Origin of the sequence: Enterobacter sp. E20 (assembly GCF_000801755.2) — a bacterium.
GTDB lineage: Bacteria > Pseudomonadota > Gammaproteobacteria > Enterobacterales > Enterobacteriaceae > Enterobacter > Enterobacter asburiae_B.
This window is the reverse complement of record NZ_CP012999.1, coordinates 2,880,911-2,893,249: the sequence shown is the minus strand read 5'-3', so window position 1 is coordinate 2,893,249 and position 12,339 is coordinate 2,880,911. Positions and strand designations below refer to the sequence as shown.

Genomic DNA, 12,339 nt, shown 5'->3' with positions numbered 1-12,339 from the left:
CCCAACAGGCACAAGAAATTGTGCCTGTTTCTTTTTGTTCTGCATCCTTCCGTCAGCCAGATTTCCAATTGTGTAAAGTTGTGTCTTTCTGGTGACTTACGCCCGCCGGATGCTTGAAAATAGCCGCAATACCCATACGATGTGGGTAATCGCATAGTGCGTTTTGTTAAACTGAGGTAAAAAGAAAATTATGATGCGAATCGCGCTCTTCCTGCTCACCAACCTGGCGGTCATGGTGGTTTTCGGGCTCGTGCTAAGCCTGACAGGAATTCAGTCGAGCAGCGTTCAGGGTCTGTTGATTATGGCGCTGCTGTTTGGTTTTGGTGGCTCGTTCATCTCCCTGCTGATGTCGAAGTGGATGGCACTGAAATCGGTGGGTGGTGAGGTTATTGAACAACCGCGTAACGACATGGAACAGTGGCTGATGAATACGGTGGCTCAGCAATCCCGTCAGGCCGGGATCGCCATGCCGCAGGTGGCGATTTACCATGCCCCGGACATCAACGCTTTCGCCACGGGCGCCCGTCGCGATGCGTCACTGGTTGCCGTCAGCACCGGATTGCTGCAGAACATGAGCCGTGACGAAGCCGAAGCGGTTATTGCCCACGAAATCAGCCATATCGCCAACGGTGACATGGTGACCATGACCCTGATTCAGGGCGTGGTGAACACCTTCGTAATCTTCATCTCCCGTATTCTGGCGCAGATCGCGGCTGGCTTTATGGGCGGAAACCGTGACGAAGGTGAAGAGAGCAACGGCAACCCGCTGATCTACTTCGCCGTTTCGATGGTTCTGGAACTGGTATTCGGTATTCTGGCCAGCATCATCACCATGTGGTTCTCCCGCCACCGTGAATTCCACGCGGATGCCGGCTCGGCGAAGCTTGTTGGTCGTGAGAAGATGATTGCCGCGCTGCAGCGTCTGAAAACCAGCTACGAGCCGCAGGAAGCGAACAGCATGATGGCCTTCTGCATTAACGGTAAGTCCAAATCGCTGAGCGAGCTGTTTATGTCTCACCCGCCGCTGGATAAACGTATCGAAGCGCTGCGCAGTGGGGAATACCTGAAGTAACGCTAAGAACCCTAATAAGCCGGGCAGGAGAACACTCCGCCCGGCTTTTTTTATGCCTGAACTTTGGGCTGGGTCATCCGCAGGCCGCTGACGACCGCCGCGAGGGAAGCAAGGGCTCCCGCGGTGAGAAGCGCAACGTGGTTGCCGTTTTGTCCGGCGAGGTTAAACATCAGGGCAACCAGTGCCGCACCTGTGCTTTGCCCCAGAAGGCGCGCGGTCCCCAGCATGCCGCTGGCACCACCGCTGCGATGGCGCGGCGCGGAGGTGATAATGGTGTGGTTGTTAGGGGACTGGAACAGGCCAAACCCTGCGCCGCACAGGATCATGCGCCATATTATGTCCAGATCGGTTGGCGAGGACGGTAGCAGAGCCAGCGCGAAAAGGCCTGTCGCCATCACCGCCAGCCCCAACGCCCCCAATAAACCGGCATGGACGCGTTCAATTAAGTAACCTGCCAGCGGCGCCATCACCATGGTCGCCAGCGGCCAGGGGGTTAACAGCAGGCCGGTCTCCACTTCTGAACGGCCGACCACGCTCTGCAGAAAGAAGGGCAGAGAAACCAGGGCCAGCATTTGGGCGCAGAACGAGCAGACTGACGTGCAAATGGAGAGGGAAAAGAGGGGAATACGCAGCAGATCGACCGGCAGCAAAGGCACGGGGAGAGTGAGCTGGCGGCGAACAAAGAAGAAGCCGATCGCCAGCAGGGCGATGAGCTCCGCGGCGGTAAGCATCAGGGACTGTCCCTGCGCAAAGCCGCTCAGCGCCGTAATCAGCAGGCCAAAGGTCAGGGCATTCATCACCGCACTCGCCACATCGAAGCGCGGCATGGTGCTTTTAGGGCCGTTAGCGGGAAGAAAGCGCAGGGCAAAGAATATAGCGACAATGCCCAGCGGCACGTTAATAGCAAACAGCCATTGCCATGACGCAACGGAAAGGATCGCCGCCGCAATAGTTGGCCCGGCGGCGGATGAGACGGCGACAATAAACGAGTTTATCCCCATGCCGCGCCCCAGATGACGCTGCGGATAAATTAAGCGGATCAACGCCGTGTTTACGCTCATGAGCGCCGCGCCGCCAAAACCCTGCGCAATGCGGGCAAGCGTCAGGGTATGCAGCGAATCTGAAAGGGCGCATAGCAAGGACGTGAAGGTGAAAACCACCAGACCGCACTGATACACCCGACGGTAACCGAACATATCGCCCAGGAAAGAGAACGAGAGCAGGGAAACCACAATCGCAATCTGATAGGCGTTAACGATCCATATCGAACTGGCGGGAGAGGCGTGCAGGTCGCTGGCGATGGTTGGCAGGGCAACGTTCGCGATTGCGCCGTCAAGGACGGCCATTGAGATACCAATAATGATGGTCGCTATAGCGCCATACCGCTGGGGTAAAGGCAGGCCATCGGAAAGGGTCTTTTCCATTAGGATTAAAAAAGCTCAGCGTGAAATTATTCTCAGGGTAACTATTTTAGCATTGTTACAGCCGCGATATGTCGCAGATTTGTAACGAAGTAAACGCGGATTGATTGCAGGTGACATGACGGGAACTTATAATAAAAACCGGTTCTGATTTTTATAAAACACTCTCTATGAGGTGGTAAATGGCTATTGCGGATTTGGATAAACAGCCAGATTCTGTTTCTTCCGTGCTGAAGGTGTTTGGCATCTTACAGGCGCTGGGGGAAGAGCGTGAAATAGGTATTACAGAGTTGTCGCAGCGCGTGATGATGTCTAAAAGCACCGTATATCGCTTTTTGCAAACCATGAAGTCGCTGGGCTACGTAGCCCAGGAAGGCGAATCTGAAAAATACTCTCTGACGCTGAAGCTGTTTGAGCTGGGCGCCCGTGCGCTACAAAATGTTGACCTGATCCGCAGCGCTGATATTCAGATGCGTGAAATCTCTCGCCTGACCAAAGAGACCATCCATCTCGGCGCGCTGGATGAAGACAGCATTGTTTACATCCATAAAATCGACTCCATGTACAATCTGCGCATGTATTCGCGCATTGGTCGTCGCAACCCGCTCTACAGTACCGCGATTGGTAAGGTTCTGCTGGCGTGGCGCGATCGTGAAGAAGTGAAGCAGATCCTCGAAGGCGTGGAATACAAGCAAAGTACTTCACGAACCATTACCAGTACGGACGCGCTGTTAACGGTGCTCGATCGCGTACGCGAGCAGGGGTATGGCGAAGATAACGAAGAGCAGGAAGAAGGGCTGCGCTGCATCGGCGTTCCGGTGTTTGACCGCTTTGGGGTTGTGATCGCGGGCTTGAGTATCTCCTTCCCAACCTTACGCTTCTCCGAAGAGCGCCTGCATGAGTATGTAGCTATTCTGCACACTGCCGCACGTAAGATTTCTGAACAGATGGGTTACCACGACTACCCGTTTTAATCTCTGCTCGTATAAAAAAACGCCGCATCTGTTGCGGCGTTTTTTTTGCCAGTCATTTCACCGGCCGATTAGCCATTATCAATCACGACGGATGTCTTACGCAGGACCGGACAGTGGGTCAAGCCAACGATCCCGCTGTCAGTATGCAGATATTGCGCAGTGCTCACGCCCTGTGCTGTTAAATATTTACATTGAATCCCTAACCCGGCTGCGTTCTCGGTGCTTCCCACAAGCACGCCATAACCCGTGAGCAGAAGGCCAATCCAGACGATGGCCAGCGCAATGATTGTTCGAATGATGAAGCGCATCATTAACCTCTTTTGTCGTTGTTATCATAAAGCTAGCGTAAACGGTTTACACGATGAAACAAGTGCAGGATTCTGAAAAAAAGCGCGATGGCGGTACAGTTAGTCCTTGTTTAAGATAAGCGTGATAACCTCGTTACATCAGGTTTTTAGACGGAGTGTGGAGTGAAAAAAATACGCTGGGTAATTCTGATTATCGTGCTGATAGCGTGCGTGGTGTTATGGACGCAGACGATCAATGTGATGTGCGATCAGGATGTACAGTTTTTTAGCGGCGTTTGCGCAATCAATAAGTTTATTCCGTGGTAATACGCATTTTTTCTCAAGATGATTTCCTTCCTTCGCGCCAGTGGTAAAATAGACGTTTTTATTGAGGTGGTGAAATGGGTGAGTTACTGAATTCAGGGCTGCTGAATATGGCATCCCTGATGATTTCTTTGGTTGTTCTGCTTGTGGGCCTGGTCATCTGGTTTTTCGTGAACCGCGCCAGTTCCCGTACTAACGAGCAGATTGAACTGCTGGAAGCGCTGCTCGATCAGCAAAAACGTCAGAATGCGCTGCTGCGCCGTCTGTGTGAGGCTAACGAACCGGAAGAGAAAGACGCGCCGAAAGACGTGGTCGCTGAAGATAACAAAGACGAAGACGACTTTATCCGCCTGGTGGCTGAGCGTTAATCTTTTGTCCGGGAGGTGGCTGTGGTCTGGAAAAATCCCTGGTATGACCCCTCCCTGAAACATCACACTCCGAACGGTTTTCGTAATACCGATCCTGTCGGACATCAACCCGGCGACCTTGACCGTTGGCGCAAAGCGCGTAAAGAGGCCGGTTTACCGAAGCCACCCGCGCTGGGTTATGAAGACTTTATCCAACAGTGGTGGCAACCGGTTGAGCTTACGCAACCTCATGAAGATGGGGTATGGTGGCTGGGACACGCCAGCGTGATGCTGCAGCTGGACGGCAATATCATCCTTACCGATCCGGTTTTTTCACGGCGCGCTTCTCCACTCCCTTTCCTGGGACCACAGCGCAAAACGCCTCCCGCTCTGTCAGTCGATCAACTCCATCAGCTTGATGCGGTCGTCATCTCCCATAATCATTACGATCATCTTGATGACGCGACCATTCGCCGTATTCTCAAACGCTTCCCCGAGGTCAGTTTTTTTGTTCCGCTGGGCCTGGCCGGCTGGTTTCGCCGCCGGGGGGCAAAACGCGTGGTTGAGCTCGACTGGTGGCAGAGCTTCACCTGGCAGGGGATGACCCTAACCGCCGTACCGGCACAGCACTGGAGTATGCGCACGCCATGGAACCGCAATCGCTCATTATGGTGCGGCTGGGTTATGGAAGGTCGACATCATCGTTTCTGGTTCAGCGGAGATACGGGGTATTCGCCAGAGCTGCTGTTGATACCTGAACGTCTGGGCCATATAGATGCTGCCGCGTTACCGATTGGAGCCTATGCCCCACGCTGGTTCATGGCTGTCCATCATATGGATCCGCAATCTGCGGTGGCATTGTGGCAGCAGCTGGGCTGCCCTCTGGCGTTTCCCATTCACTGGGGCGTGTTTGAACTGGCAGATGAATCCCTGGATGAACCTGTGCGGGAGTTAACTGACGCGCTAGATAATTTAGCACCGGTTAATCATTCTTTCAGGATACTGAAAGTTGGTGAATATTTATCCTTATAAACGAAGCGATAACGTAGTGCATATATTCTGTCTGTAAACGCGTGCAGGAATGTTTTATTTTTATCGAAACGTTTTGCTTGCCTTCTTTTGATGCAGAGTCATAAAAATTTCATTATTTTGGTGCATAACACTATTTAATAGTTGGTGCATTTTAATACAGTTCGGCGCGGGTTATTAACAGTGTTTTTTCTCTGAAACAATTTGGTCGCGTTACAATGATTTAAGCATAAGTTTTCACAAATTGTTCTAACTCAATCAGGACGTAAGATTTCTTTTCCCGGTTGCTGGACGCTTCGTAATGATTGAGCTATGTTAAAAAAGTCTTAGATTACAGCGCTTGTGAAAGCAACGCTGGGTCTTTGTTACGCAGCAGAGCTGTCTGTAAGTGATGCGCATAATTGTGCAAAACCTGACAGGCACTGTTCGAATTTGTGCGGCGGATCGAGACATGTTTAAAAATGGCTTGCCATATTAAACATAGTGTGTGATAACACGTTTTGGGTCAAACGAGGTACAGTTCTGTTTATGTGTGGCATTTTCAGTAAAGAAGTCCTGAGTAAACACGTTGTCGTTGAATACCGCTTCTCTGCCGAACCTTATATTAGTGCCTCATGCAGTAATGTCTCAGTTTTATCTCAGTTAATGCCTGCGGGCTAAGAAAACACTCTAAGGAATTTTGCAAAATGGCAAAGATTAAAGGTCAAGTTAAGTGGTTCAACGAGTCTAAAGGTTTTGGTTTCATTACTCCTGCTGACGGCAGCAAAGACGTGTTCGTACACTTCTCTGCAATCCAGGGTAACGGCTTCAAAACTCTGGCTGAAGGCCAGAACGTTGAGTTCGAAATTCAGGACGGCCAGAAAGGCCCAGCTGCAGTTAACGTAACTGCTATCTGATCGAACCGCTGCTGACTGAAGCGCTCAGCACTTCAATCTCAGACATAAAGCCTCGCATAACGCGGGGCTTTTTTATGTCCCTTATCTTTCAAAATATTACCATTTGCGGTCTTGTTAGTAACTTGTTGCAAAGCTGCGAGGTTAGTAGCACTGTTTTGCCACCTTAAACCCATCTTTTCCCGTTAAATCAGGGCGTTGTTTAACAGTCCTGGGGTTCAGGTGAAGAAGAAATTGATAACGACCGCTGGCAATTTCACGCCAGCGCGTTTTGTGCTGCTCTGTTTAGCTATTTTTTGTAGTCTGGCTTTTTTGCTGGGCCGCGTTGCCTGGCTGCAAATCATCAAGCCTGACAATCTGGTGAAGCAGGAAGATATGCGCTCCCTCCGCCAGCTGGCGATCGATGCGCCGCGCGGCATGATAATGGATCGCGAAGGTCGCCCCCTGGCGGTGAGCGTGCCCGTCCGGGCCGTCTGGGCCGATCCTAAAACGGTGCTGGCAAAAGGGGGCGTTGGCGTTGATGAACGCTGGCAGGCGTTGGCAAATGCGCTGCATCTCTCCCTGGGCACACTTTCGGCGCGAATCAACGCCAACCCGCAGGGGCGTTTTATTTATCTTGCCCGTCAGGTCGATCCCGCACAGGCGAAGTGGATCGATAAGCTGAATCTGCCCGGCATCAATTTACGCGACGAGTCCCGCCGTTTTTATCCTGCCGGCCATGTGGCAGCGAACCTGATTGGCTTCACCAATATTGACGGGCAGGGCATTGAAGGCGTGGAAAAAAGCTTCAATGCGCAGCTGACCGGCAAGGCCGGAGTGCGGCAGGTAAGGGAAGACCGCTACGGCCGCGTGGTTGAAAACCTGACGGAAGTGGCGCCTGCACCGGCGCATAACATCCAGTTAAGTATCGACGAGCGGCTGCAAACCATCACCGAAGATGCGCTCGATAATGCCGTGGCCTGGAACAAGGCCGAGTCTGGGGCATCGGTGCTAATTAATATTCCAACCGGGGAAATACTCGCCATGGCGAGCTATCCGGATTTCAACCCCAATAATCGGGAAGGCGCGACGATAAACGATTTCCGCAATCGTGCTATCAGCGATACGTTCGAGCCCGGTTCGACGGTCAAGCCGCTGGTGCTGATGACGGCCCTGCAGCAGGGCCTGGTCCAGCCGGACAGCGTGATTGACACTCACCCGTATACCCTTGACGGGCATCGTATCCGCGACGTGGGCTATTATCCTGAACTGACGATGACCGGGATCCTGCAAAAATCGAGCGACACCGGCGTGTCACGACTGTCCCTGGCAATGCCTGTCCAGCATCTTATTGATACCTATCGCAACTTTGGATTTGGCACGAATACGGGGCTTGGCTTAACGGGCGAAAGCGCGGGGCTGTTGCCAAATCGTAAATACTGGAGCCAGCTCGATCGCGCGACCTTTGCCTTCGGCTACGGGCTGATGGTGACGCCGCTCCAGCTGGCGCACGTCTACGCCACGATCGGCGGCTTCGGGCTTGAGCGACCTCTCTCGATTACGCGTATCGATCCACCCGTTATTGGGCACCGCGTCATGCCGGAAGAGATCGCGCACGAGGTGGAGCACATGATGGAGAGCGTTGCGCTGCCCGGCGGCGGGGGCGTTAAGGCCGCCGTTCGCGATTACCGGGTGGCGGTGAAAACCGGTACGGCGAAGAAAATTGACGACAGCGGGAAGTACGTCGATAAATACGTTGCGTATACGGCCGGCGTTGCGCCCGCCAGCGATCCGCGCTTTGCCCTGGTGGTGGTGATTAACGATCCGCAAAATGGTGCCTATTACGGCGGTGCCGTTTCCGCACCTGTCTTCAGCGAGATTATGGGCAACGTGCTGCGTCTGGAGAATGTGAAACCTGACGGGTTACCGGCGGGTTCCGATCACCTTATCGTTATGCGTTAACCGGGCGTTTATAACCAGGGCGAATAGCGGTACACTTCGCCCTTTGATTATGCTCCGGAGTCACCATGTCCTTCAGCTGTCCTCTTTGCCACGCCCCCCTGACGCATTCAGATAAAAGCTATACCTGTCCGCAGGGGCATCAGTTTGATATGGCAAAAGAAGGCTACGTGAATCTTCTGCCGGTGCAGCATAAGCGCTCCCGCGATCCAGGCGACAGTGCAGAGATGATGCAGGCGCGTCGTGCGTTTCTGGATGCCGGGCACTATCTGCCGCTGCGGGAAACCGTCGCGCAGATGCTGAATGACATCCTGCCGGGTTCAGCCACCGCTATGCTCGATATCGGCTGCGGGGAAGGGTACTACACCGCACGGTTTGCCGGGATCGCACGCGAGAAGGGCGCGTTGACATTCGGTCTGGACGTGTCGAAAGTGGCCATTCGCGCGGCGGCAAAGCGTTACGCGGACGTGACGTTCTGCGTGGCATCCAGCCACCGGCTGCCGTTTGACGATGCCAGCATGGATGCGGTTATCCGCATTTACGCGCCCTGCAAGGCGGAAGAGCTGTCTCGCGTGGTGAAACCGGGCGGATGGGTAGTCACCGTAACGCCGGGCCCGCGTCATCTGATGGAGCTGAAAGGGCTGATCTACGACGAAGTGCGTCTGCATGCACCTCATTCTGAACAGCTGTCCGGTTTTACCCTTAAGCAGGAGCAAACCGTGGCGTATGAAATGACGCTGAAAGGCGAAGAGGCCACCGCGCTGCTGCAGATGACGCCGTTCGCATGGCGGGCAAAACCAGAAGTATGGGAAGCGTTAGCTGTACAATCAATATTTAACTGCCAGACGGATTTCAGTATCCACGTCTGGCAGCGCGAAGATTAACCGGCGAAGTGTGCCCAGAGGATCTGGGCACCAATGCCAATCAGCACAATTCCACCCAGGATCTCGGCGCGTTTACCCAGCAGCGGGCCGATAAACCGTCCAACCATCATGCCCAGCGTGGACATAATCAGCGTTGCGCAGCCGATGGCCAGCGCGGTGGCGATAATATTGACCTGCAGGAATGCCAGACCGACACCGACGGCCATCGCATCAAGGCTGGTGGCAATCGCCGTGGTGACCAGCAGCCAGAACCCGTGACGGTGCTGCGGCTCTTCGTCTTCATCATCACCGCCGCGAAAACCTTCAATCACCATTCGGCCACCGAGAAACACCAGCAGTACGAAGGCAATCCAGTGGTTCCACTCCAGCACGAACTGGCTGGCGAGCATGCCAAGACCCCAGCCGATAAGCGGCGTCAGCGTTTCGATAGCGCCAAAAATGAGGCCGGTACGCAGGGCTTCTGAGAACTTAGGTTTGTGGAGCGTGGCGCCTTTTCCGATGGAAGCCGCAAAAGCGTCCATGGACATGCCAAAAGCGAGGAGGATCGTAGCGGAGATATTCATAACAGCGTCCAGACCGGGGATATCCATATGACACATCACTGCCCCCAGTGAACAGCAGTTGATGTATCTATGGTCTCGCCTGATCGCACCGCACATAAGATGTGCTGTCAGCGATCCGTACGCGCCACGTTTTTCAACGAGTATGTTGACACGTACATTTCCTGCGAGCAGGAAATCGGCTACTCCCCAACGACGGGCGCAACCTTAACATATTTTGAGAATATAAAACAACAATGGAGAAGCATTATTTAAAATGCTTGTTGATAACGATTTTCATTTGTCTTTAAGCGTGAAATTATCGTTAAAAAATAGAGAGAAAATTAACGAAAAGGATATAGCTTAGGCTATATTTCTTGCGCAAGATAAACACAGAATATAGCCATTGCTATATATGCAAATCATTGAGTTTTAAGAAGTAAGTTGTATATTTTTACCAGGTCGTCAATATTCTTCACCCGAATAAGCAGGCGGCGTTGTTCTAATTGCATCACCAGCACACCGTCTTCGGATAAATTCATCTCTTTAATACGGTTATATTCTATCCACACATTGGCGAAGAAAAATCCGCGGGATTTAAAAATGATTTTCGGCGTGCGGATCCAGAACAGATAAACCGCCATTAATGCCAGCGCACATAATAACCATGTGGTTAATATTGCACCATGGCTAGTGACGTTATTGTAAATAAGAATAATGATGAGACCCGCGAAGATAAACGCATCCACGCGCCCGCGTCGCAGAAGGGGAAGGGAGAGCAGCGTCTCGCCGTGGCGGCGGGGCATGATGAACTCGTCATAGATCGCGTAAGCCAGAAGGGCAGCAATAAATAAAACCAGTACGATGTCCGTGACAGTCATTCATCCTCCAGATAAAAAAACCGGGGGCAAGCCCCCGGCCTATAGCATTGAAACTTACAGACCCAGCAGGCCGACTGCGTAGCCCGCGATACCGATGACGAAGAAGCCAACGATAATCCACAGCGGGTTCACTTTCTTACGCAGCAGCCACATGCAGGCGAAGGTCAACAGCAGCGGTACCAGGCCCGGCATCAGCTGGTCCAGAATCGTCTGCACGGTGGTGACGCGCGTCTGACCATCCTGACCGGTGATGGTCGATACCACCAGCGGGATGTTCACGTGCGTCCACTTGTTAACCAGCGCCCCCATGACAAACAGGCCGAGGATTGACGCCCCCTCAGTCAGTTTCTGCAGGAAGCCGCCGCCCATGTCCTTAACGATGTCCACCCCTTTACGGTAGCCGTAGGCCACACCGTAGTAACGGGTCAGCAGGCGCACGGCGTTGAACAGGATGAAGAACAGCAGCGGGCCAAGCAGGCTGCCGCTCATCGCGATACCGGCACCCAGCGCCGCGAAGACCGGACGCACGGTACCCCAGAAGATTGGGTCACCGACACCGGCCAGCGGACCCATCAGGCCGACTTTGATACCGTTGATAGCACCATCGTCAATCTCTGCGCCGTTCGCACGCTGTTCTTCCATCGCCAGCGTTACGCCCAGAACCGGAGCCGCTACGTAAGGATGGGTGTTAAAGAATTCCAGGTGACGCTTGATCGCCTGACGGCGCGCTTCGTTGTTTTCCGGGTACAGGCGCTTGATCGCCGGCACCATGGAGAAGCAGAAGCCCAGCGCCTGCATACGTTCGAAGTTCCATGAACCCTGAAACAGGTTAGAACGGATGAACACGCCACGAATATCACCCGGAGTGAGTTTTTTCTCGGTGGTAGTTTTTGTCATATCAACCATTTCGCTCACCTGCTAGTCCAGTTCGTTATCGAGATCGTTGTTACCAGCAGCCTGCGCTGGGGCACCCGCGACGCGGTTATATTTCGGGCTGAGCTGGATGTAGAGAATCGCCATTACCGCACCAATCACACCCAGTGCAACCAGGTTGAAGTTGGTGAAGGCAGCGGTCACGAAGCCGAGGTAGAAGAACGGCATCAGATAGCCTGCGCGCATCATGTTGATGACCATCGCATAACCGACGACCACGATCATGCCGCCCGCGATGTTCAGACCGCCGGTGACCACTTCTGGAATGGCGTTCAGCATGCTCTGCACTTCACTGGTACCAACAGAGATCGCCACGATAACCGCCGGGATCGCGATACGCATCGCCTGCAGGAACAGGGATGAAACGTGGATCCACGACAGTGCCGTGAGGTTGCCGTTTTCGGCCGCCTTATCCGCCGCGTGCTGGAAGGCAACGGTGATAGTACGAACGATGATGGTCAGAACCTGGCCTGCTGCAGCCAGCGGGATCGCCAGGGCGATACCGGCACCAATACTCTGGTGACCAGCAATAACCAGAACGGTCGAAATGATAGAGGCCAGCGCCGCATCGGGCGCAACCGCTGCGCCGATGTTCATCCAGCCCAGGGCGATCATTTCCAGGGTACCACCGATGATGATACCGGTTTTCATGTCACCCAGAACGGCCCCAATCAGCGTACAGGCCACCAGAGGGCGGTGGAACTGAAATTCATCAAGTACGGATTCCATACCCGCAATACATGCGACGACGAACACCAGCACAATCTGAAGAGTGGTAATCTCCATTGCACTTCTCCTATTACATAAACTTTATATG

At 53.4% G+C, this 12,339-nt stretch carries 14 protein-coding genes and 1 pseudogene; 9 read left to right on the top strand and 6 right to left on the bottom strand.

All coding sequences use genetic code 11. The annotated features are described in order from the left end of the window. The first annotated feature begins 190 nt into the window (after positions 1 to 190). Positions 191 to 1,072, top strand: a complete 882-nt coding sequence (htpX, locus tag NI40_RS13510; RefSeq protein WP_014884290.1) for a protease HtpX — start codon at positions 191 to 193, stop codon at positions 1,070 to 1,072. 50 nt (positions 1,073 to 1,122) lie between these two features. On the opposite strand, the gene NI40_RS13505 is transcribed toward htpX, so the two are convergent. Then, positions 1,123 to 2,496, bottom strand: coding sequence for an MFS transporter (locus NI40_RS13505; RefSeq protein ID WP_039263641.1), 1,374 nt, complete (start codon positions 2,494 to 2,496; stop codon positions 1,123 to 1,125). 179 nt (positions 2,497 to 2,675) lie between these two features. Here NI40_RS13505 and kdgR point away from each other — a divergent pair, with 179 nt between their 5' ends. Continuing rightward, positions 2,676 to 3,467, top strand: a complete 792-nt coding sequence (gene kdgR, locus NI40_RS13500; protein WP_023312208.1) for a DNA-binding transcriptional regulator KdgR — start codon at positions 2,676 to 2,678, stop codon at positions 3,465 to 3,467. A 68-nt stretch (positions 3,468 to 3,535) separates the two neighbouring features. Here the strand turns inward: kdgR and NI40_RS13495 are convergent, their stop codons facing one another. After that, on the bottom strand, positions 3,536 to 3,775 hold the full coding sequence (locus NI40_RS13495) for a YobH family protein (protein WP_033145832.1): 240 nt from the start codon (positions 3,773 to 3,775) through the stop codon (positions 3,536 to 3,538). Positions 3,776 to 3,937: 162 nt separating this feature from the next. On the opposite strand from NI40_RS13495, the gene mgrB reads away from it, so the two are divergent. From mgrB to rlmA, 7 genes and pseudogenes are all read left to right on the top strand, one after another. After that, positions 3,938 to 4,081 (top strand): PhoP/PhoQ regulator MgrB, encoded by a 144-nt coding sequence (mgrB, locus tag NI40_RS13490; protein ID WP_006175995.1) that lies wholly within the window; start codon positions 3,938 to 3,940, stop codon positions 4,079 to 4,081. Positions 4,082 to 4,155: 74 nt separating this feature from the next. Continuing rightward, the gene (locus NI40_RS13485) at positions 4,156 to 4,446 is read left to right on the top strand and encodes a YebO family protein (protein ID WP_039263640.1); all 291 of its coding nucleotides are present in this window, start codon (positions 4,156 to 4,158) and stop codon (positions 4,444 to 4,446) included. A gap of 21 nt (positions 4,447 to 4,467) precedes the next feature. Beyond that, positions 4,468 to 5,457, top strand: coding sequence for an MBL fold metallo-hydrolase (locus tag NI40_RS13480; RefSeq protein ID WP_039263639.1), 990 nt, complete (start codon positions 4,468 to 4,470; stop codon positions 5,455 to 5,457). Between the two features lie 525 nt (positions 5,458 to 5,982). Continuing rightward, positions 5,983 to 6,127, top strand: a pseudogene (locus tag NI40_RS23030) (DUF2627 domain-containing protein). A gap of 13 nt (positions 6,128 to 6,140) precedes the next feature. Next, positions 6,141 to 6,350: a transcription antiterminator/RNA stability regulator CspE gene (cspE, locus tag NI40_RS13475; protein WP_001062678.1), complete on the top strand. Its 210-nt coding sequence runs from the start codon at positions 6,141 to 6,143 to the stop codon at positions 6,348 to 6,350. A gap of 219 nt (positions 6,351 to 6,569) precedes the next feature. Continuing rightward, the gene (gene ftsI, locus NI40_RS13470; protein WP_039263638.1) at positions 6,570 to 8,288 is read left to right on the top strand and encodes a peptidoglycan glycosyltransferase FtsI; all 1,719 of its coding nucleotides are present in this window, start codon (positions 6,570 to 6,572) and stop codon (positions 8,286 to 8,288) included. Positions 8,289 to 8,353: 65 nt separating this feature from the next. Next, the gene (rlmA, locus tag NI40_RS13465; protein WP_039263637.1) at positions 8,354 to 9,169 is read left to right on the top strand and encodes a 23S rRNA (guanine(745)-N(1))-methyltransferase; all 816 of its coding nucleotides are present in this window, start codon (positions 8,354 to 8,356) and stop codon (positions 9,167 to 9,169) included. Here the strand turns inward: rlmA and mntP are convergent. The 4 genes from mntP to manY all read right to left on the bottom strand — a co-directional run bounded on the left by mntP (position 9,166) and on the right by manY (position 12,308). Then, the gene (gene mntP / locus NI40_RS13460) at positions 9,166 to 9,732 is read right to left on the bottom strand and encodes a manganese efflux pump MntP (protein WP_029741998.1); all 567 of its coding nucleotides are present in this window, start codon (positions 9,730 to 9,732) and stop codon (positions 9,166 to 9,168) included. The genes rlmA and mntP overlap by 4 nt on opposite strands. A 398-nt stretch (positions 9,733 to 10,130) precedes the next feature. Beyond that, a complete protein-coding gene (locus tag NI40_RS13455; RefSeq protein ID WP_039263636.1) occupies positions 10,131 to 10,589 on the bottom strand; it encodes a DUF986 family protein in 459 nt (152 codons plus the stop codon). A gap of 54 nt (positions 10,590 to 10,643) precedes the next feature. Beyond that, the gene (locus NI40_RS13450; RefSeq protein ID WP_006810994.1) at positions 10,644 to 11,495 is read right to left on the bottom strand and encodes a PTS mannose transporter subunit IID; all 852 of its coding nucleotides are present in this window, start codon (positions 11,493 to 11,495) and stop codon (positions 10,644 to 10,646) included. A gap of 12 nt (positions 11,496 to 11,507) precedes the next feature. Continuing rightward, positions 11,508 to 12,308 carry a PTS mannose transporter subunit IIC gene (manY, locus tag NI40_RS13445; RefSeq protein WP_008500490.1) on the bottom strand — a complete coding sequence of 267 codons (801 nt, stop codon included), beginning with the start codon at positions 12,306 to 12,308 and terminating at the stop codon, positions 11,508 to 11,510. Positions 12,309 to 12,339 lie beyond the last annotated feature (31 nt).

Coding starts and splice junctions, on each gene's coding strand:
- htpX (WP_014884290.1), top strand. CDS start 191: ATGATGCGAATCGCGCTCTTCCTGCTCACCAACCTGGCGGTCATGGTG.
- NI40_RS13505 (WP_039263641.1), bottom strand. CDS start 2,496: ATGGAAAAGACCCTTTCCGATGGCCTGCCTTTACCCCAGCGGTATGGC.
- kdgR (WP_023312208.1), top strand. CDS start 2,676: ATGGCTATTGCGGATTTGGATAAACAGCCAGATTCTGTTTCTTCCGTG.
- NI40_RS13495 (WP_033145832.1), bottom strand. CDS start 3,775: ATGCGCTTCATCATTCGAACAATCATTGCGCTGGCCATCGTCTGGATT.
- NI40_RS13485 (WP_039263640.1), top strand. CDS start 4,156: ATGGGTGAGTTACTGAATTCAGGGCTGCTGAATATGGCATCCCTGATG.
- cspE (WP_001062678.1), top strand. CDS start 6,141: ATGGCAAAGATTAAAGGTCAAGTTAAGTGGTTCAACGAGTCTAAAGGT.
- rlmA (WP_039263637.1), top strand. CDS start 8,354: ATGTCCTTCAGCTGTCCTCTTTGCCACGCCCCCCTGACGCATTCAGAT.
- mntP (WP_029741998.1), bottom strand. CDS start 9,732: ATGAATATCTCCGCTACGATCCTCCTCGCTTTTGGCATGTCCATGGAC.
- NI40_RS13455 (WP_039263636.1), bottom strand. CDS start 10,589: ATGACTGTCACGGACATCGTACTGGTTTTATTTATTGCTGCCCTTCTG.
- NI40_RS13450 (WP_006810994.1), bottom strand. CDS start 11,495: ATGGTTGATATGACAAAAACTACCACCGAGAAAAAACTCACTCCGGGT.
- manY (WP_008500490.1), bottom strand. CDS start 12,308: ATGGAGATTACCACTCTTCAGATTGTGCTGGTGTTCGTCGTCGCATGT.